Below are 20,331 nucleotides of genomic sequence, written 5' to 3'. Positions count from 1 at the left end.
ATATCTATATAAACTATGCGAACAAATGAACCAATTGAATATAATGACCGAATTCACGAGTAAAAGTGCAGAATTCACGAGAACAGGACGAATTCACGAAAAAAAATAGAATGCAATACTTAAAGGAGGAGTCAGGCATGAGGTTTTCAAATATATTTCGGGAAGAAACGATCGAACTTCTGAAAAAAGAAAAATATGATGTGGTTGTCATTGGTGGGGGAATTACCGGTGCAGGGATCGCCCTGGATGCAACGACCCGTGGAATGAAAGTGGCATTGGTTGAAATGCAGGACTTTGCAGCAGGTACATCAAGCCGCTCGACAAAACTTGTTCATGGCGGATTGCGGTATTTGAAGCAATTTGAAATAAAAATGGTTGCCGAGGTTGGTAAAGAGCGAGAAATCGTTTATGAAAATGGACCGCATGTGACCACGCCGGAATGGATGTTGTTACCGATGCATAAAGGTGGCACCTTCGGGAAATTCAGTACCTCCATTGGACTTCGGGTATATGATTTCCTTGCGGGGGTTAAAAAAGCTGAACGCAGGAAAATGCTTTCGGCGGATGAAACACTAAAACGGGAGCCTCTTGTTAAGAAAGAGGGACTGAAGGGCGGCGGCTACTATGTTGAATATCGGACAGATGATGCACGTCTTACGATTGAAGTCATGAAAGCGGCTGTCGATAAAGGTGCAACACCGATAAATTATACAAAAGTAGATAAATTGTTATATGAAAATGGAAAGGTGAACGGCATCCAAGTTGCGGATTTACTTTCAGGTGATTCTTTTGAAATATACGCAGACAAAGTTATTAATGCAGCAGGTCCGTGGGTGGATTCCATTCGTGAGAAGGACCAATCGAAAAAAGGAAAAACGCTGAAGTTATCCAAGGGTGTTCATGTGGTCATCGACCAATCGAAATTCCCTTTGAAGCAGGCGCTATATTTTGATACGCCTGATGGACGGATGATTTTTGCCATCCCGAGAGCCGGTAAAGCTTATGTAGGGACTACGGACACTTTTTATGATGGTGATCCTGCAGTGCCTACCGTTACTTCCGAAGACCGTGCCTATTTATTAAAGTCCATACATTATATGTTTCCAGAAGTGAACATTACGGATGATGATATCGAATCAAGCTGGGCTGGGGTACGGCCGTTGATACTTGAAGAAGGAAAAGATCCTTCTGAGATATCAAGGAAAGATGAAATATGGGAGTCCGATTCTGGCCTTATCACGATTGCGGGAGGGAAATTGACCGGTTATCGCAAAATGGCAAAAACGACGGTCGACCTTTTGGCAGGGAAGCTTGCCCAGCAATACAATAAAACTTACCCAGCCAGCAGCACTAAAGGCATGCCGATTTCCGGAGGGGATGTCGGGGGATCAAGCAACTTCTCCGATTATATCAAGCAACATATTCAAATGGGAGTTGACTCAGGACTCGATGTTAAGGACTCCGAAGAGATATTGGCCATGTACGGGTCCAACGCACCTGTGTTATTCGATATCGCAAAAAGCGAAGGAGACGGAGGAGCAAGCAGTGACCTTCCAAAGAAATTGTTCGTACAGCTGAAATACGCACTAGAACATGAAATGGCCGCAACTCCAGTGGACTTCTTCTTCCGCAGAACGGGGACGCTATTATTCGATATCGATTTAGTCCAAACGCATAAACATGCAGTGATCGATTATATGGCTGGATATTTTGGATGGACGGAATCAACAAAAATGGAGAGAACCAATCAATTGGAACAGGAAATATTGGGTGCGATTAGAGTATCTTGAGCTATATGCAAAAAAACATGACGCCGGCGGAATCACTGGCGTTTTTTTAATAGCTCTTTTCTTCTTTCGCTCAACATCTTGGAGGCAAGTTATTACGGATCCATCCGTACGGCAGAGCTGGATTAGGCATTATGGTATGGATCAATGTCATTGCCATTTCAATTCTGGCTAAACCGGCGCTTATTACGTTAAGGGATTACGAAAAGCAAAAGAAGACAGGGGACGATCCGGTTTTCAATCCAAAAGCTTTAGGCAAAAAAAACGTCGATTTCTGGGAGCGTGAATACACCGGCGACAAGGAAAATGCCCTTAAATTAATATAATAATAGGTGAAACATGTATAAGGAGAGAAGAAACGCAGACCTGGCCGCGTTTCTTCTCTCCTCAGCTTATTGAATCTCCAAAAACCGGGGACGCTCATTAAGATCTCTGCTTTATAAGCTGTAAATCGATGTATAGTTGCATTCTCGAATGAAAGTCATCAAAATCGATTGAGGTGAGATCGGTTATTTGATTCAATCTATATTTCAATGTATTGGTATGAATGTATAGCTGTTCAGCTGTCGGTTTGATCCGGCAATTGTTCAACAGATATATTTCCAGTGTTTGAAGGAGTTTGGTCTGGCTTTCCTGGTCCTTCTTTTGAAGCATCTCTAAATCCGTATTGATATAATTCGTTTTAGTATGATGGTTGGCGATCATTTCGAGGTAACGGAATATCCCAAGCTTGCTATATTGGAAAGGAAGCTGTTCAGGTTTGCCGATGAACTTGGCTGCGTTGATCACTTCCAGGGCTTCGAGATAGGATTTTCTTAATTGAAGAATCGAAGAATACTCATTTCCGATTCCCAGGAATACCTTTTTGTCATTGAATTGGGAAAGAACGGTGTTCGTTAAATCATTGGCGCTATCGGTAAGCAGGTCTTTCCCTTTTCCGTTGCTGCCAATCAAGACGATGATCTTCAATTGGTTTGTGAATACATGGGTAAAATGATTCAATGCATTGGCGAATAGACTGACTGTATCCGCTAATTCATCGAAATGTTCCGCATCGGATTGAGCGATGGTAAAGACATTGACAAGGAAAGTTTCTGGAATGAGAAGACTCATATTGGCAGCTTCCCATTTTATTTGGTTTTCTGTTTGATAGACTTCGTCAATGACCTTTTGATAAAACTCATTTTTTTCTTCATCTTTTTTCATGTTTATCTGTTTTTTCTGATAAAGGAGCTTGCCGATATGATGGGAAACTTCATGTAAAAATTCCAAATCGGAATCAGTCATCATTTCCGTTTCTTGGACCCAAATGAATCCGAAGACCTGTCCTTTGTGAACGGCGCTTACAACGACTCTTTGATTTAATCCGATCTCCTCGATTTGTTGCACCCTAAATGGATGCTCCACGGTTTTAAGCTGTTCGACAATGCCCTCATCCATGAATTTTTCCAGAATTGGAATCGGCCAATGCTTTGTGAAGATGGTTTGCCGATTGGCTTGGTCGAAGTGTTCGATATAATATGAACTATATGCCAGCAATAAAAATTGGTCATTTTCGATGACGACTGGTTTTTTTAAATAAGTGCTGACCATATCCGTTATATCGTTGATGTTTGTGATAGTCAGAATTTTTTCTAATGACATATATGGCCCCCTGTTATTTTTTGAAGTATATGACAACTTAGTTTAATAATACTTTTAAACGGATGATGTGTATAGGGGGAAGAAAAAAGAAGGAACGGTATATGAAAAATACCGTTCCTTTTAGGGGTTTTATTTTTGTTTTAAAGTTTTTTCAAATTCTTCGAATTTCTCTTCTACTTCTTTTGATGGTTTCGCTGTTAGAAGACTGACCACGATGATGGCAATCAAGCTTGCTCCAAAACCAGGAATCATTTCATACATCATATCGGATAATCCTGCCATCGACCAGAAAATTACAGTAGCGGCACCAACGATCATCCCGGCTAAAGCGCCCCATCTTGTCATTCGCTTCCAGCAGAGGCTCAGTATGACCAATGGACCGAATGAAGATCCGAATCCAGCCCATGCATACCCGACAAGTCCAAGGATCGTGTCATTCTGTTCCCAAGAGAGAATGAGCGCTATGACGGATATGGTCAGTACGGAAAGCCTGCCCAGGAAAACAAGCTCTTTATCTGAAGCGGAACGACGGAAGAAAGTTTTGTACATATCCTCCGTTAAAGAGCTGGCCGTAACCAACAACTGCGAAGAAATCGTGCTCATGATAGCTGCCAGTATCGCTGAAATCAAGAAACCAGTGATAAGCGGGTGGAATAGTATTTCCCCTAACTCTATGAAAATCGTTTCAGGATCAGCTAACTTCAGGTTGTTCTGATGGAAATACGTGATACCGATGAATCCAGTCAGCATGGCACCGATACTGGAGAAAATCATCCAGCCCATTCCGATAGTACGGGCTTTCTTGATTTCTTTAATAGAACTGATCGCCATAAAGCGGACAATGATATGCGGCTGTCCGAAGTAACCCAGTCCCCAAGCAAATAATGAGATGATGCCTAAAAAGCTTGTCCCCGTGAAAATATTCAATAGAGCTGGATCAATGGAACGTGGCGTATCTATGGAAGGACCGAAACCGCCAACATGGAAAAGGGTGACGATCGGTACAAGAACCAAGGCGACAACCATGATGATCCCTTGAACAAAGTCTGTCCAGCTTACTGCCAGGAATCCACCGAATAAAGTATAGGCAACGGTGACGCCTGTTAAGATCCATAGACCTGTATGGTAATCAAGGCCGAATGTACTTTGGAATAAGACTCCGCCGGATACCATTCCGGAAGAAACGTAAAAGGTAAAGAATACGAGGATAACCAAAGCCGAAATGAGCCTTAAGATCTGTGAGCCCTCGCCAAAACGATTTTCCAGGAAAGCGGGGATCGTAATCGAGTTATTGGCGACTTCCGTATAGGTTCTCAATCTAGGTGCAACATACAGCCAGTTCATATAGGCTCCTAATGTGAGACCGATTACAATCCAGATTGAACTTAGTCCTGTTGCGAACATGGCACCAGGCATACCCATTAAAAGCCAACCGCTCATATCAGCGGCACCGGCGCTTAATGCAGTGACGGCAGGTCCAAGACCCCGGTCGCCCAGCATATAATCATTTAAATTGGAAGTCCTTTTGTAAGCGAAGTAACCGATGAGAAGCATGCCAGCCATGTAAATGCTGATCGAAATTATTAATGCGTAATCCATAAAAGACTCCCTTCGTGATGAAATATATAATTTTTTGTTTTAAAAGAGGAAGCAACCTATTTGTCACTTCCTCCATTTAATCTCGTTTTGGTTTCCGTATCCAGAATGAAAGATACGAAAACCATAAGGGTTTCAAATCATCTTCAAATAGCTCAATGGAACATTATCAGAATGTTTCGGATGTTGTTTTTGCTTGCATATGAAGCTGCAAGTAGTCCGGTCCGCCAGCCTTGGAATCAGTTCCTGACATGTTGAACCCGCCGAATGGCTGATAACCTACGATTGCACCAGTACAGCCGCGGTTGAAATACAAGTTCCCGACATGGAATTCGTCGCGTGCTTTTTCCATGTTAAGGCGATTTGTCGTAATGACAGCTCCAGTCAAACCATATTCAGTGTTATTGGCAATCTCAAGAGCTTCGTTAAAGTCCTTCGCTTTTGTGAAGGCAACGACTGGTCCGAAGATTTCTTCTTGCATCAAGCGGGCTTGCGGATCGACATCAGCAACGATTGTCGGTTGAACGAAGTAGCCTGTAGAGCTATCTCCTTCTCCTCCAGTCAGAATGCGTCCTTCTTGGTTCCCGATTTCAATATAGCTCATGATTTTGTCAAAAGCAGCTTGATCGATAACTGGACCCATGAAATGGTTTTCTACAGGATTACCAACTGTAAGTTGTTTTGTTAATTCAACAGCGCGATCTAATACTTGATCGTATACATCTTCTACGATGACAGCACGTGAACAAGCAGAACATTTTTGTCCAGAGAAGCCAAATGCAGATTTCACGATCGATTGAGCGGCCAATTCAAGATCTGCCTCTTTGTCGACAACGATCGTATCTTTTCCGCCCATTTCAGCAATGACACGCTTCAGCCAAATTTGGCCTTCGTTCACTTCTGAAGCACGTTTGTAAATACGCAGACCTACATCACGTGAACCTGTAAAGGAAATGAAACGTGTTTTTGGATGATCAACCAGGTAGTCGCCCACTTCGGCTCCGCTTCCTGGAACGAAATTCAACACACCTGCCGGAAGGCCTGCTTCAAGCATCACTTCAACGAATTTAGCTGCAACGATAGGAGTAGTCGAAGCTGGTTTCAACAGGATTGTGTTACCAGTGACGATAGCGGCAACAGCTGTACCTGCCATGATAGCGAATGGGAAGTTCCAAGGAGAAATGATGATGCCTACCCCTAATGGAATATAATCATAGCGGTTAAATTCTCCCGGACGGCTTTGAACAGGCACACCATCTTTAAGAGTCAGCATTTGACGGGCATAGAATTCTAGGAAATCGATTGCTTCCGCTGTATCCGCATCAGCCTCATTCCAAGGTTTTCCCGCTTCTTTTGTCAATAACGCAGAGAATTCATGCTTGCGTCTGCGAATGATGGCAGCCGCTTTGAACAAAACGTCAGCGCGGATTTCAGGTTTCACTTTTTTCCAGCTTTCAAAAGCGGTAACAGCTTCCTGCATGGCTTTTTCAGCAAGATCCCTATTCGCTTTCGATACTCGGCCGATGACCTCTTGCTTATCTGCAGGGTTATATGAAACGATTTTCTCATCAGTCGTCACTTTCTCTGCCCCGATATAAAGAGGGTAGTCTTGCCCTAAGTAGCCCTCAACAGTTTGAAGAGCTTCCTGATATGCTTTTTTGTTTTCCTCGTTTGTAAAATCGACAAATGGTTCGTGTTTATATGAAATCATTGATAATCACACCTTTTAATAGATTTTTTGTAGCAATTAATAATGTTGAATGTATATTTAGCTTCTGACCATCCCTTTGAAGGCAAAGGCAATATTGGATGGCCTTTCTGCAAGCCTTCTCATGAAGTATCCATACCAATCCAGACCATATGGTACATAGACGCGCATTTTGTAACCTTGCTTGACCAATTCATATTGAGTTTTGTTTCTCATGCCATAAAGCATTTGGAATTCGAATTGTGTATTTGGAATGTTGTGCCTCTTAGCCAACTCTTTTGTATACTCGATGATTTTGTCATCATGTGAGGCGATGGCCGTATAATTACCGTTAAGAAGACTTTGCTTGATCAACTTTTTATAGTTTTCATCTACATCATCCTTTTCGGGAAAAGCCACCTCGGGAGATTCCTTGTAGGCACCCTTTACGAGACGCAGGAATGGCTTATATTGGCCAAGGTCCTCCAAGTCTTTCTCTGTGCGGAATAAATATGCTTGTAGAACAGTACTTATGCAGCTGTATTTTTCTTTGAACTGTCTAAAGATATCGATTGTTGCCTGACAGCGAACTTCATCTTCCATATCGATCGTGACCATGACTTTATGTTTTTCGGCTGTATCAAGAATTTTCGTCATATTCTCAATCACGAGTTTATGATCGATATCAAGTCCCAAAGAAGTCATCTTCAGAGAAACCTGTGAATCAAGTTTTTCCCTGCTGATCATTTCGATAGTCTCGATGCATTCTGCCGTCCGTTCCTGAGTCACTTCCTTAGAATCAACGAATTCCCCAAGATGGTCAACTGTAACCGACAAGCCGCTATTATTAAGTTGTTTAATGAATTTAATGGAACTTTGGAAATCAGTTCCCCCGATGATCTTTCCAGCAGCAAAATTCCCTCCGCTTTTTTTAGCAATATTATTAAGCAGATTATTTTTAGATAAAAATAAGAAAAAGTCCCTTGTAATGGCTTCCATATAAAGCGCACCCCCTAAGAAGATGTATTTCAATAAATTAAGCTTACGATTTTTCGACAATATTCTCAATGTTCTAAAAAAACAATAATAATACCTTGAATTTGTCGGTTATGGACAAATGAAAAGGTTTACATTTTTTCTTGTATGTTCAGATGAAACGAAGGTTTATATTTTAACTTAAAGAGAAACGCTATAGGTAAAGCCTTTAGCAGGAAACAATGATGTGAATGACATCAATAAATACGTTTAATAGTGGAATCTCGACCATAATCATCCAATACGTTATAATGAACCTAATTTAACAGAATGGGTCAATGTCCAAGAAAAAACGATAAATGTAGCTTTCAGAAGTAAAATGGATGTAAAACCGTAAAATAAGTCGCATCGGCAAGCCGGGGAGGATAAGGAATGGATGCTGTCCTTGAGGAACTTAGAGAAACATCAGGATTGATAATAGGATTAATAATGGCCCTGATAATTTTGGGGTTGATCGGTTATGCCCTTACGAATGTACATGAATCCATTGTGTCACCTGTGGTTCAGTTCATAAAGAAAATGGTTAGTCGAAAATAACTCAAGCGGAATACATAACCTTTTGTCCCTAATCGATAACAAGCCCTTGTTTAAAGAAATCCCTGCAGGGTTTGTCTAAAAGGGACAAAAGAACCGCAAGATATACATATCATCCGAAAACCCCCGCGTCTAATGGAAGTGGGGGATTTCGGACTGTAGACAAATTCGAAGAAAAGCGGGTTTGTCTACATTTTCTTTATTTAAAAATTGCAGTTGATTTCAAAGTGGGAGGATACGCTTGGGAAGTTAAGGACATGAAGCTGCCGGATGACGTCATTCCAGCGAAAGGAAGCTTGAATTATGGGAGCATTTTATATTGTGGATGAAGACTAAGCATCATAATAATTCGATCAACTTTGATCTGATATACATCCATCACAGACAAAAGTAGTTCCTTCTAAATTTTAAAAGCAAACTTGATTGGAATGGGTGTGCGAGACTCCGGCGGGAAAAGCGCGTCCAAGTGCGGACCGGATAGCGAGTGCCTGGAGTGGAAAATAACGATTTCATCAAACTCATTTATTATCGAGTTTGTCTACTGTCTGAAACCTGTTTTTTTATAGAGCACCATTTGCGAAGCAGTATAAATATGGGGTACTACGGTTTATGTCTATTCCGATTTATAGAATATCCTGAAAAGGAAATGAAGGAACAGCGACCCACTGGCCCTTGATGGATTAATGACGGAGGCTTATCAAGAGTTTTATAAGGGTGAGGACGCGTGTTCCTAATACGAACATTTGCTGTCTCCTTAAATATTAAAATAGTCATCTGCCTTTGCGTCGGCATCTATACTTCGAACCGCCTTCATGATTTTCTTTAATACCCCGGCTGACGGCACATACTTAGGATCGCTGCAAACTCTGCTTATCGTATTGCGTGAGATTCCTGACGCACTTACAAACTCCTCTTGTGTATATCCGTGCTTATCGATTAATTTACCAACCTTGCTCCGCAGCTTTCTCTTCCCTAATCTAAACATTTTGATAACCTCCTAGAATTATTTACTAACAGTCTGGTCCAACTTTCACAAAAATATACACATAGTTTCGCAAATATTTGGTATCACGGAAGTCGGTTTCTGCTTAGTACGTAAATAAAGAGTTAAAGTATAGTTTAGTATATCTGCGTGTTTTTACCCTCGGAAATTGTAAGAATAGCGAAGGGGCAAGTTTTAGAATGAACTACGTTTCTCTTACTCCATGCATCTTAAAAAAGAATAATAATAGTAGTAAATAATGATTGGAGAAAAATGTTATAATACATAAGGTATCAGAATATTTAAAAATATATTTTCAAAAAAGATAAACACAAATAAGAAAGAGAATTTTTGTTTGAAGGTAACAATTGGCCCAGCTATGTATGGAAGTGAGGGTGATGAAGAAGTGAATATGGTAATTATTTATTACCAATAAGTCAGTCCACCTTAAACATTAATCAGATGGGAATCAAAGGCTAAACGGATGGAAATTGATGATTTGTCTCTTAAAAAACAGCTATCAACAAAAATTGTGAGAATCAATCAAGGCTCGATTGAAGGAAAGGTGTATGGTTGAAGTGAATGTTGAATCTTATTTTTCTGAAAACATTAAAGTGGCACTTAAGAATGATCCGCCCGGTGCATGGATGCCAGATCTGCCAGATGGTTGTATTCGCTTGAGTTCAGGCTATCCTGATCCTGCACTTGTTCCTGCTGAGGAGCTCAAGGTATCTGTAGCCAGACTTCTTGATGAGGAGCAGGATTTGCCGCTCCATTATCTCGGAAGTCCACGAATTGCAAAACTAAAGCACCAAATCCAGAAAAGATTAGGAGAGCGGGGAATTTGCATTTCGGAAGAACAGCTTTTGATTACATCAGGAGCTTGCCAGGGGATTGATCTTATTGCCCGCATTCTTCTTGATGATAAAGCTGTCGTAGCGGTAGAGTCTCCCACCTATATGGAGGCTTTAGAGATTTTTCAAAACTATACGAAGCAGATTATTAGTATACCTATAGATGAAAAGGGTCTCCAAACATACCGATTAAAAGAAATGCTGGATGAAAGGAAACGTACAGGTCAAACCCTTCCGCGTTTTCTATATACAATCCCAACCTTTCAAAACCCAACTGGGACGACTATGACAATTGAACGCCGGAAGCATTTAATGGAGCTTTCTATCGAGTTTGATTTCCTCATTCTAGAGGATGATGCATACGGAGAATTATCCTTCGATAAAAATTCGGTGCCAATAAAATCTATTGATAAATGCGGGCGAGTCCTCCAAGTTGGGTCATTATCCAAGGTTGTTGCGCCAGGAATGAGGATTGGATGGATAGCGGGAGAACGTGAATTCATTAAGGCTTTAGAGTGGTTTAAAAAAGATTTAGACCATCCATTTGCTCAAAGTACAATGGCTGTATACTTAGAAAACACCGATTTTGAGAAACGACTCGACCTTCTAAAAGATGTGTATCGTTCTAAATGTGCTACGTTAATCCGTTCGATGGAACAATTTCTTCCAGAATCCGTTTCCTGGTATGTACCAGATGGTGGTTACTTTGTATGGGTGAGAATTCCAGGTGTTGATACGTCGCATTTATTATCACAGGCTCTAGCTGAGGGTGTTTCATATGTTCCAGGGAAATACTTTTTCTTGGATCAAAACGATGGAACCGAGTTTCTCCGGCTCTCGTTCAGTTATTCCAATGAGGAAGAAATAATCGAGGGAACTAGAAGACTGGGACAGCTTATCGCATCTTTTCTTTAATGTCCTGAAGGATTGTTAGTTTTAAGTTTGAAATATTTGAATGTGCCTACTTCCTTAAAGGGGGTAGGTTTTTTTATAAAAGGATTCTTTATCTCTTTCGCGATGATTTTATCGTAAATTCTTTCAAACTTGGGAAATGATAAGCACCATAGATAAAGCCCACTACTGAAGCACACAAAAAAATGGTATTTGTAGATTGTGGTGATTCAAATGATCTCCATGTAATTAATTCTTGAAATTAGATGAAATCATTAAAATAATAATAAGTGTTTATGACCAAAGAATGATCCGTGCGTTTATTTTTTAAAAAATCCAAAGAAAAAAACCCTTGCTGCACAAGGGTTTTTCGGATATGGAGCATAGCGGGATGCTGACCTCTCCGCTGCCAGTTATCATCTATTACGAAATTTAAGCGTCAAGTCTTCCGGAAGTCAATAGTAACAACGAAAGTCAACACGTCTATTCAGTTACGATATGCCAATTTATATCGTTAGTCGCTGTTATCAGCAACAATGAAGTGCGTTTCCTTGCGTTGAATGGCCAATGACCCAATTATTCGCCCTCGAAATCAGTTACACCCCAAGTTTGGTCATAATCATATCCGTTGAAATAGATATCCAAATCGTGAAACAATCGGTGAAGTTGAACCATTGCGTCACGATTATCTTCTTTGAAAACGACGTTCGCATATTCTTCGATTTTCTTGAAGTCCGCCGTTATTTCATTGTTCTTCACTTTTGCACCCTTCAACGTTTGAAGCACGTCTTTGGCATTCGCTCGTTGTGCCCTATAATCCGCCGATTTAACGCCGCCATATCCAAGCGTATCGTTCAAGAATGAATGGGTTTCCGCAATGAAAGTGTGACCGTCCCCGCCGTTCGCTAATGTTACAACGTCCTTTGCAATAGGTATGTTCACGACTTCTTGGTCAACGTCTTGGGGGGTGTCCCCTTCATCCGCCGCCGCTGTTTCATGTTCCTTTTCGATCGCTTTATAATCATTGACGTTCTCTAATACTGCGAAAGTTCCCCAAGTACCCAATCCGACAACAATTGCAATCCCCAATGTCCAACCGAGAATTTTTTTCATTTTCATGTAAATCGCCCCTATGTAAAATTTCTTTTTTAATCGTAATATAAATAGATTCATATTTTAAGGAATAATCCGAAAATAAAAGACGCCAATCCGTCATGAATTGACGATTTCTTTCCTATATGCGACTAACTTTTCGATATTGGTTTCGACATTGGATTCAATTCGTGCAAATACTTCGTTGCTTGGCTTTTCGGATCAAGCGATTCTTCCCGTGGGAAATCTAATTTCGACAATGCCATTAAAGCATAGTATTGATGAACCCGAATTACATGACAAATTCATGTTACTATCGGTTTTAATTAGGGGTATATTTCTTCTTTCTGATCTCATACTAAAGATTAAGAAGGAGGGGTATCTATCCATGGCAAAACGAACAAAGAAAAATGATGCAGACCAAAAGAACAAACAAGGATTTGATTCAAGTAAAACTGATTCAGAATTCTCTAAAGAATTTGGCAGTGCAAACGCTAATCAAGCACATAAAAATAAAGCAAAAAAAGAAAAAGCATCTAAAAATCAAGGTGAGTGGAAAGGCATGCATTAATTAATACTTGCCGGACTCGAACTCATGATAAGTGATGCCTGCACCGAGTACAAAGGGTGGAGGCTTATCATACTTCAAACTATTTACTGAACTTTATGTAAAGGAGCTTATTTAGATGACTCAATCTAAGGGACAACAAGAACGCCAATGGAAAGATCGTAAACAATCGCAGAATCCACATGGTAAGGTCAGATCATTTGAACAACTAGCTGAAGATGCGGGCAAAAATGAATCTGAAACTAAGTAAAACTGTTTAAGAATGAGAGGCTATCCCAAGTCTTTACGGATTTAGCAGATAAAATACTTTAGTGTACTGAAGGTGCAAATTGTGCAATAAATGGGCAGGAATGATAAAAAGAAAAAAACCCTTGCTACACAAGGGTTTTCGAGTATGGAGCATAGCGGGATCGAACCGCTGACCTCTACGCTGCCAGCGTAGCGCTCTCCCAGCTGAGCTAATGCCCCGAATTGAGGTACAATAATTATTTTATCGAATTTTCGGGAAAAGTCAATAATAAATATGAGATTTTTGAAAAAATAATAAAAAAAACCGTTTGAGTGTAGTCAAACGGTTTTTTTTTATTATGCATTTTCGATTTCTACCCGTGCAATCTCCTTAAGATTGGAGACGGTGTAATACACTTCCGATGTTCGGACTTTTTGATCAACCAGAACTTTAAGTGTCAAGAGGTGGTGGCTTTCTTCCACATCCTTGATTCTAAGGTTTTTGATGAATATCTTTTCGTCTTTGATTTTTTTCAGTACGACGGCTATGTCATCTTTATTTTTTACCACCAGCTGCAGAAAGATTTCTTTTTGCCGTAGCTTCATGGGTCCGAGCCAGGTGACGATTGCGGGCACCAATTCGACACTTATGATCAATAGGATTACGCCGGCTGTGGCCTCGAGGAAAAATCCAGCTCCAACGGCAATCCCGATTCCGGCCGCTCCCCAGATGATGGCGGCTGTCGTTAAACCGGATATGCTGTTGTTGTCCCGCCTGAGAATGACGCCTGCACCGATAAAGCCGACGCCAGAAACGATCTGAGCCGCTAGACGCAAGGGATCCATTGTGATATTTACGTCGTCGCTCCCCGGGAACTTATATGCGGATTCCATGGAAACGATCGTTAATAAACAGCTGACGATTGAAATGACCAGGCTTGTTTTTAATCCAACGGGTTTTCGTTTCATTTCTCGCTCGAGTCCGATAATTAGTCCAAGGAGAGCTGAAATCCCCAATTTGATAAGGATTTGCAGTTCCGATTGAGGGTCGAATGTCCATTCCATTTTGTTTCACCACTTCCGAATTATTATCGAAGAATAAGATCATCTGTTGCCATATACCCGTTTTTTCAAAAAAAACTACCTTAATAATTTTAACATAGTAGAATAGAGTTCAATGTAACGTAATTCCATTGAAAGGAGGAATTTAAGTGCAACTGCCAAAAGTGAATCCCTATGTAGCGTTGGCAATCGGTGTGGCATCCGTATCGTTTTCGGCCATCCTTGTTAAATTGGCGACCGCTCCATCGGGTATTATCGCCTTTTACCGTTTATTATTTACTGTCCTTCTTATGTTGCCGGTTTTCTTGGTGAAATACCGTCATGAACTTAAATTTATTGAAAAAAAGGATTGGCTGTATTCGATTGCGGCAGGAGTGTTTTTGGCTTTTCATTTTATTTTATGGTTTGAATCGCTTAATTACACATCGGTCGCGAGTTCAACTGTGCTTGTCACACTCCAGCCTTTATTCGCTTTTGCCGGAGCTTACCTGTTTTTTAAAGAAAGATTTTCAATGAAGGCGATATTGAGCGGCATCATTGCGATAGCCGGCAGCCTTGTCATTAGCTGGGGCGATTTAAGAATCAGCGGTATGGCACTTTGGGGAGATATTCTTTCGCTTATCGCATGTGCGCTGGTAACCGGTTATTTACTGTTTGGCCAAAATGTTCGAAAACGCATCTCTTCTATAACATATACTTTTGTCGTGTATGCAATCAGCGCTGTCGCATTGTTTTTCTATGTGATCTTTAAGGGAGAGGCATTGGCGCCTTATCCTGCTTCCAATTGGCTCTATTTCATTTTGCTTGCCATTTTCCCGACTTTATTAGGGCATTCTTTATTCAATTGGTCACTAAAGTGGTTAAGCACTTCGACGCTTTCGATGGGAATCTTACTTGAACCGGTGGGAGCGACAATTTTGGCTTACTTCATATTAGATGAACCGATACTCTGGACGCAGGTCTTGGGAGGTACCATCATATTGGGTGGTTTGATGATGTTCTTAAAGGATGAAAAGAAAGGCAAGGTACATAAAGAAGCGAAAGTCTCCGTATAAAAGCAGTAAGTCTCCCGACTTACTGCTTTTATTTAATAGGGGTGAAACAAATAGGTGATCCGTGTGAAAATCAAAGCAAAAGTAAAGCTGAATAAAAACGTCGTACCATTCACCTTACCTTTTTCTCTGCTGAACTTGATGGCTTCATAAAAAGCGGTACTGAATAAGTAAAGGGCCATACTGTAAGAAATGAGTAATCCGATTAATGGCAGATTCATTGCTTCACCTCATGGAAAAAAGATATCTATATATGACTATTTGTTTTTATTGGAAATATGCTTCGTTTATTCATAAAACATGAGCTTGGCCCGGATAGCAGGGGAAAGGGTGTGATGATGATGTAAAGAATATATAGAAGGAAATAGGTGAAAATGTTTTTTTTGAAAAAGTTTTAAAAAACGTATTGCAAACATTTTTAGTACATGGTATATTATTTCTTGTCGCTAAGACAGCAACTCAAACAGCTAACAAGTTGTTGAAAAAGATTTTAAAAAAAGTTGTTGACGAAACGTGACAGAATGTGTTACATTATAGAAGTCGCTTCTGAGAGAAACGACAACAAATTGCTCTTTGAAAACTGAACAAAACAAAGCGCCAACGTTAAATTTTAAGTGAGCACACACTATTAAAAAAGCAAATGAGCAAGTCAAACATTTCTTCGGAGAGTTTGATCCTGGCTCAGGACGAACGCTGGCGGCGTGCCTAATACATGCAAGTCGAGCGAATCGATGGGAGCTTGCTCCCTGAGATTAGCGGCGGACGGGTGAGTAACACGTGGGCAACCTGCCTATAAGACTGGGATAACTTCGGGAAACCGGAGCTAATACCGGATACGTTCTTTTCTCGCATGAGAGAAGATGGAAAGACGGTTTACGCTGTCACTTATAGATGGGCCCGCGGCGCATTAGCTAGTTGGTGAGGTAATGGCTCACCAAGGCGACGATGCGTAGCCGACCTGAGAGGGTGATCGGCCACACTGGGACTGAGACACGGCCCAGACTCCTACGGGAGGCAGCAGTAGGGAATCTTCCGCAATGGACGAAAGTCTGACGGAGCAACGCCGCGTGAACGAAGAAGGCCTTCGGGTCGTAAAGTTCTGTTGTTAGGGAAGAACAAGTACCAGAGTAACTGCTGGTACCTTGACGGTACCTAACCAGAAAGCCACGGCTAACTACGTGCCAGCAGCCGCGGTAATACGTAGGTGGCAAGCGTTGTCCGGAATTATTGGGCGTAAAGCGCGCGCAGGTGGTTCCTTAAGTCTGATGTGAAAGCCCACGGCTCAACCGTGGAGGGTCATTGGAAACTGGGGAACTTGAGTGCAGAAGAGGAAAGTGGAATTCCAAGTGTAGCGGTGAAATGCGTAGAGATTTGGAGGAACACCAGTGGCGAAGGCGACTTTCTGGTCTGTAACTGACACTGAGGCGCGAAAGCGTGGGGAGCAAACAGGATTAGATACCCTGGTAGTCCACGCCGTAAACGATGAGTGCTAAGTGTTAGAGGGTTTCCGCCCTTTAGTGCTGCAGCTAACGCATTAAGCACTCCGCCTGGGGAGTACGGCCGCAAGGCTGAAACTCAAAGGAATTGACGGGGGCCCGCACAAGCGGTGGAGCATGTGGTTTAATTCGAAGCAACGCGAAGAACCTTACCAGGTCTTGACATCCTCTGACAACCCTAGAGATAGGGCTTTCCCCTTCGGGGGACAGAGTGACAGGTGGTGCATGGTTGTCGTCAGCTCGTGTCGTGAGATGTTGGGTTAAGTCCCGCAACGAGCGCAACCCTTGATCTTAGTTGCCAGCATTCAGTTGGGCACTCTAAGGTGACTGCCGGTGACAAACCGGAGGAAGGTGGGGATGACGTCAAATCATCATGCCCCTTATGACCTGGGCTACACACGTGCTACAATGGATGGTACAAAGGGCTGCAAACCTGCGAAGGTAAGCGAATCCCATAAAGCCATTCTCAGTTCGGATTGTAGGCTGCAACTCGCCTACATGAAGCCGGAATCGCTAGTAATCGCGGATCAGCATGCCGCGGTGAATACGTTCCCGGGCCTTGTACACACCGCCCGTCACACCACGAGAGTTTGTAACACCCGAAGTCGGTGAGGTAACCTTTATGGAGCCAGCCGCCTAAGGTGGGACAGATGATTGGGGTGAAGTCGTAACAAGGTAGCCGTATCGGAAGGTGCGGCTGGATCACCTCCTTTCTAAGGATAATTACGAGAGCGCTTTTGTTTTGTTCAGTTTTGAATGAGTAATTCATTCAAATAGGAAAGACAAGCATCACGATGTGATGGATTCTTTCTGCTTTGTTCCTTGAAAACTAGATAATAGATAGAAGGCAATTAATTTTTTTCAAAGCATCTGTAAGATCTTTTTTAACGGTTAAGTTAGAAAGGGCGCACGGTGGATGCCTTGGCACTAGGAGCCGATGAAGGACGGGACTAACACCGATATGCTTCGGGGAGCTGTAAGTAAGCTTTGATCCGGAGATTTCCGAATGGGGAAACCCACTGTTCGTAATGGAACAGTATCTTTACCTGAATACATAGGGTACTGAAGGCAGACCCGGGGAACTGAAACATCTAAGTACCCGGAGGAAGAGAAAGCAAATGCGATTTCCTGAGTAGCGGCGAGCGAAACGGAATTAGCCCAAACCAAGAGGCTTGCCTCTTGGGGTTGTAGGACACTCAACATGGAGTTACAAAGGAACGGGGTAAATGAAGTGATCTGGAAAGGTCCGTCAAAGAAGGTAAAAACCCTGTAGTTGAAACTTCGTTCCCTCCTGAGTGGATCCTGAGTACGGCGGGACACGAGAAATCCCGTCGGAAGCAGGGAGGACCATCTCCCAAGGCTAAATACTCCCTAGTGACCGATAGTGAACCAGTACCGTGAGGGAAAGGTGAAAAGCACCCCGGAAGGGGAGTGAAATAGATCCTGAAACCGTGTGCCTACAAGTAGTCAAAGCCCGTTAATGGGTAATGGCGTGCCTTTTGTAGAATGAACCGGCGAGTTACGATTTCATGCGAGGTTAAGTTGATAAGACGGAGCCGCAGCGAAAGCGAGTCTGAATAGGGCGAATGAGTATGAGGTCGTAGACCCGAAACCAGGTGATCTACCCATGTCCAGGGTGAAGTTCAGGTAACACTGAATGGAGGCCCGAACCCACGCACGTTGAAAAGTGCGGGGATGAGGTGTGGGTAGCGGAGAAATTCCAATCGAACCTGGAGATAGCTGGTTCTCTCCGAAATAGCTTTAGGGCTAGCCTCAAGATGAGAGTATTGGAGGTAGAGCACTGATTGGACTAGGGGCCCCCAACGGGTTACCGAATTCAGTCAAACTCCGAATGCCAAATACTTATTCTTGGGAGTCAGACTGCGAGTGATAAGATCCGTAGTCGAAAGGGAAACAGCCCAGACCACCAGCTAAGGTCCCAAAGTATACGTTAAGTGGAAAAGGATGTGGAGTTGCTTAGACAACCAGGATGTTGGCTCAGAAGCAGCCACCATTTAAAGAGTGCGTAATAGCTCACTGGTCGAGTGACTCCGCGCCGAAAATGTACCGGGGCTAAACGTATCACCGAAGCTGTGGATTGACACCGTATGGTGTCGATGGTAGGAGAGCGTTCTAAGGGCGTTGAAGTCAGACCGGAAGGACTGGTGGAGCGCTTAGAAGTGAGAATGCCGGTATGAGTAGCGAAAGAAGGGTGAGAATCCCTTCCACCGAATGCCTAAGGTTTCCTGAGGAAGGCTCGTCCGCTCAGGGTTAGTCGGGACCTAAGCCGAGGCCGAAAGGCGTAGGCGATGGACAACAGGTTGATATTCCTGTACCACCTATACATCGTTTGAACGATGGGGGGACGCAGAAGGATAGGGTAAGCGCGCTGTTGGATATGCGCGTCCAAGCAGTTAGGCCGGAAACGAGGCAAATCCCGTTTCCATTAAGGCGGAGCTGTGATGGCGAGGGAAATATAGTACCGAAGTTCCTGATTCCACGCTGCCAAGAAAAGCCTCTAGTGAGATGTAAGGTGCCCGTACCGCAAACCGACACAGGTAGGCGAGGAGAGAATCCTAAGGTGTGCGAGAGAACTCTCGTTAAGGAACTCGGCAAAATGACCCCGTAACTTCGGGAGAAGGGGTGCTTTTTAGGGTGAATAGCCCAGAAAAGCCGCAGTGAATAGGCCCAGGCGACTGTTTAGCAAAAACACAGGTCTCTGCGAAGCCGCAAGGCGAAGTATAGGGGCTGACACCTGCCCGGTGCTGGAAGGTTAAGGGGAGAGGTTAGCGCAAGCGAAGCTTTGAACCGAAGCCCCAGTAAACGGCGGCCGTAACTATAACGGTCCTAAGGTAGCGAAATTCCTTGTCGGGTAAGTTCCGACCCGCACGAAAGGTGTAACGATCTGGGCACTGTCTCAACGAGAGACTCGGTGAAATTATAGTACCTGTGAAGATGCAGGTTACCCGCGACAGGACGGAAAGACCCCGTGGAGCTTTACTGCAGCCTGATATTGAATTTTGGTACAGCTTGTACAGGATAGGTAGGAGCCTGAGAAGCCGGAGCGCTAGCTTCGGTGGAGGCGTTGGTGGGATACTACCCTGGCTGTATTGAAATTCTAACCCGCGCCCCTTATCGGGGTGGGAGACAGTGTCAGGTGGGCAGTTTGACTGGGGCGGTCGCCTCCTAAAGAGTAACGGAGGCGCCCAAAGGTTCCCTCAGAATGGTTGGAAATCATTCGTAGAGTGTAAAGGCACAAGGGAGCTTGACTGCGAGACCTACAAGTCGAGCAGGGACGAAAGTCGGGCTTAGTGATCCGGTGGTTCCGCATGGAAGGGCCATCGCTCAACGGATAAAAGCTACCCCGGGGATAACAGGCTTATCTCCCCCAAGAGTCCACATCGACGGGGAGGTTTGGCACCTCGATGTCGGCTCATCGCATCCTGGGGCTGTAGTCGGTCCCAAGGGTTGGGCTGTTCGCCCATTAAAGCGGTACGCGAGCTGGGTTCAGAACGTCGTGAGACAGTTCGGTCCCTATCCGTCGCGGGCGCAGGAAATTTGAGAGGAGCTGTCCTTAGTACGAGAGGACCGGGATGGACGCACCGCTGGTGTACCAGTTGTCTTGCCAAAGGCATAGCTGGGTAGCTACGTGCGGACGGGATAAGTGCTGAAAGCATCTAAGCATGAAGCCCCCCTCAAGATGAGATTTCCCATGGCGCAAGCTAGTAAGATCCCTGAAAGATGATCAGGTTGATAGGTCAGAGGTGGAAGCGTGGCGACATGTGGAGCTGACTGATACTAATAGATCGAGGACTTAACCAAC

At 43.2% G+C, this 20,331-nt stretch carries 14 protein-coding genes, 1 tRNA gene, 2 rRNA genes and 1 pseudogene; 9 read left to right on the top strand and 9 right to left on the bottom strand.

Annotated features, from left to right (window positions below; genetic code table 11):
- The first annotated feature begins 137 nt into the window (after positions 1–137).
- A complete protein-coding gene (locus NYE63_RS25750; protein WP_342603300.1) occupies positions 138–1,790 on the top strand; it encodes an FAD-dependent oxidoreductase in 1,653 nt (550 codons plus the stop codon).
- 119 nt (positions 1,791–1,909) lie between these two features.
- Positions 1,910–2,113 (top strand): annotated as a pseudogene (locus NYE63_RS25745) (alanine:cation symporter family protein); the annotation flags it as partial.
- 97 nt (positions 2,114–2,210) lie between these two features.
- Here the strand turns inward: NYE63_RS25745 and NYE63_RS25740 are convergent.
- From NYE63_RS25740 to NYE63_RS25725, 4 genes are all read right to left on the bottom strand, one after another.
- A complete protein-coding gene (locus NYE63_RS25740; protein ID WP_342603299.1) occupies positions 2,211–3,431 on the bottom strand; it encodes a helix-turn-helix domain-containing protein in 1,221 nt (406 codons plus the stop codon).
- Between the two features lie 129 nt (positions 3,432–3,560).
- Positions 3,561–5,030 carry a sodium/proline symporter PutP gene (gene putP / locus NYE63_RS25735; RefSeq protein WP_342603298.1) on the bottom strand — a complete coding sequence of 490 codons (1,470 nt, stop codon included), beginning with the start codon at positions 5,028–5,030 and terminating at the stop codon, positions 3,561–3,563.
- Positions 5,031–5,196: 166 nt separating this feature from the next.
- Positions 5,197–6,738 carry an L-glutamate gamma-semialdehyde dehydrogenase gene (gene pruA, locus NYE63_RS25730; RefSeq protein WP_342603297.1) on the bottom strand — a complete coding sequence of 514 codons (1,542 nt, stop codon included), beginning with the start codon at positions 6,736–6,738 and terminating at the stop codon, positions 5,197–5,199.
- A 57-nt stretch (positions 6,739–6,795) separates the two neighbouring features.
- Entirely contained in the window at positions 6,796–7,713 is a 918-nt protein-coding gene (locus NYE63_RS25725; RefSeq protein WP_342603296.1) for a proline dehydrogenase, read from the bottom strand.
- A gap of 408 nt (positions 7,714–8,121) precedes the next feature.
- Between NYE63_RS25725 and NYE63_RS25720 the strand changes: the two genes are divergently transcribed.
- Positions 8,122–8,286, top strand: a complete 165-nt coding sequence (locus tag NYE63_RS25720) for a hypothetical protein (RefSeq protein ID WP_251437361.1) — start codon at positions 8,122–8,124, stop codon at positions 8,284–8,286.
- A 751-nt stretch (positions 8,287–9,037) separates the two neighbouring features.
- Here the strand turns inward: NYE63_RS25720 and NYE63_RS25715 are convergent.
- Positions 9,038–9,268: a helix-turn-helix transcriptional regulator gene (locus NYE63_RS25715; RefSeq protein WP_342603295.1), complete on the bottom strand. Its 231-nt coding sequence runs from the start codon at positions 9,266–9,268 to the stop codon at positions 9,038–9,040.
- A gap of 575 nt (positions 9,269–9,843) precedes the next feature.
- Between NYE63_RS25715 and NYE63_RS25710 the strand changes: the two genes are divergently transcribed.
- Positions 9,844–11,034 (top strand): PLP-dependent aminotransferase family protein, encoded by a 1,191-nt coding sequence (locus NYE63_RS25710; RefSeq protein ID WP_342605871.1) that lies wholly within the window; start codon positions 9,844–9,846, stop codon positions 11,032–11,034.
- Between the two features lie 552 nt (positions 11,035–11,586).
- On the opposite strand, the gene NYE63_RS25705 is transcribed toward NYE63_RS25710, so the two are convergent.
- The gene (locus NYE63_RS25705) at positions 11,587–12,129 is read right to left on the bottom strand and encodes a hypothetical protein (RefSeq protein ID WP_342603294.1); all 543 of its coding nucleotides are present in this window, start codon (positions 12,127–12,129) and stop codon (positions 11,587–11,589) included.
- A gap of 361 nt (positions 12,130–12,490) precedes the next feature.
- Between NYE63_RS25705 and NYE63_RS25700 the strand changes: the two genes are divergently transcribed.
- Both NYE63_RS25700 and NYE63_RS25695 read left to right on the top strand, forming a co-directional pair.
- On the top strand, positions 12,491–12,673 hold the full coding sequence (locus NYE63_RS25700; protein WP_034310968.1) for a hypothetical protein: 183 nt from the start codon (positions 12,491–12,493) through the stop codon (positions 12,671–12,673).
- A gap of 115 nt (positions 12,674–12,788) precedes the next feature.
- Entirely contained in the window at positions 12,789–12,920 is a 132-nt protein-coding gene (locus NYE63_RS25695; RefSeq protein ID WP_342603293.1) for a DUF6254 family protein, read from the top strand.
- Positions 12,921–13,065: 145 nt separating this feature from the next.
- Here NYE63_RS25695 and NYE63_RS25690 read toward each other — a convergent pair.
- Positions 13,066–13,138: transfer RNA gene (locus NYE63_RS25690), tRNA-Ala, on the bottom strand.
- Positions 13,139–13,255: 117 nt separating this feature from the next.
- Complete coding sequence (locus NYE63_RS25685) at positions 13,256–13,963, bottom strand: MgtC/SapB family protein (RefSeq protein ID WP_342603292.1); 708 nt, start codon at positions 13,961–13,963, stop codon at positions 13,256–13,258.
- A gap of 146 nt (positions 13,964–14,109) precedes the next feature.
- Between NYE63_RS25685 and NYE63_RS25680 the strand changes: the two genes are divergently transcribed.
- The gene (locus NYE63_RS25680) at positions 14,110–15,015 is read left to right on the top strand and encodes a DMT family transporter (protein WP_342603291.1); all 906 of its coding nucleotides are present in this window, start codon (positions 14,110–14,112) and stop codon (positions 15,013–15,015) included.
- Between the two features lie 32 nt (positions 15,016–15,047).
- On the opposite strand, the gene NYE63_RS25675 is transcribed toward NYE63_RS25680, so the two are convergent.
- Complete coding sequence (locus NYE63_RS25675) at positions 15,048–15,233, bottom strand: hypothetical protein (RefSeq protein ID WP_034310479.1); 186 nt, start codon at positions 15,231–15,233, stop codon at positions 15,048–15,050.
- A gap of 437 nt (positions 15,234–15,670) precedes the next feature.
- Between NYE63_RS25675 and NYE63_RS25670 the strand changes: the two genes are divergently transcribed.
- Positions 15,671–17,221 (top strand): 16S ribosomal RNA (locus NYE63_RS25670).
- A gap of 176 nt (positions 17,222–17,397) precedes the next feature.
- Positions 17,398–20,330: ribosomal RNA gene (locus NYE63_RS25665) — 23S ribosomal RNA — on the top strand.
- Together the 16S and 23S rRNA genes form the textbook arrangement of a ribosomal RNA operon.
- Position 20,331: the final 1 nt, after the last annotated feature.

This window comes from Peribacillus sp. FSL E2-0159, assembly GCF_038643155.1.
GTDB lineage: Bacteria > Bacillota > Bacilli > Bacillales > DSM-1321 > Peribacillus > Peribacillus simplex.
Note: the sequence above shows the minus strand (reverse complement) of the source record. Positions and strands in the feature narration are given on the sequence as shown.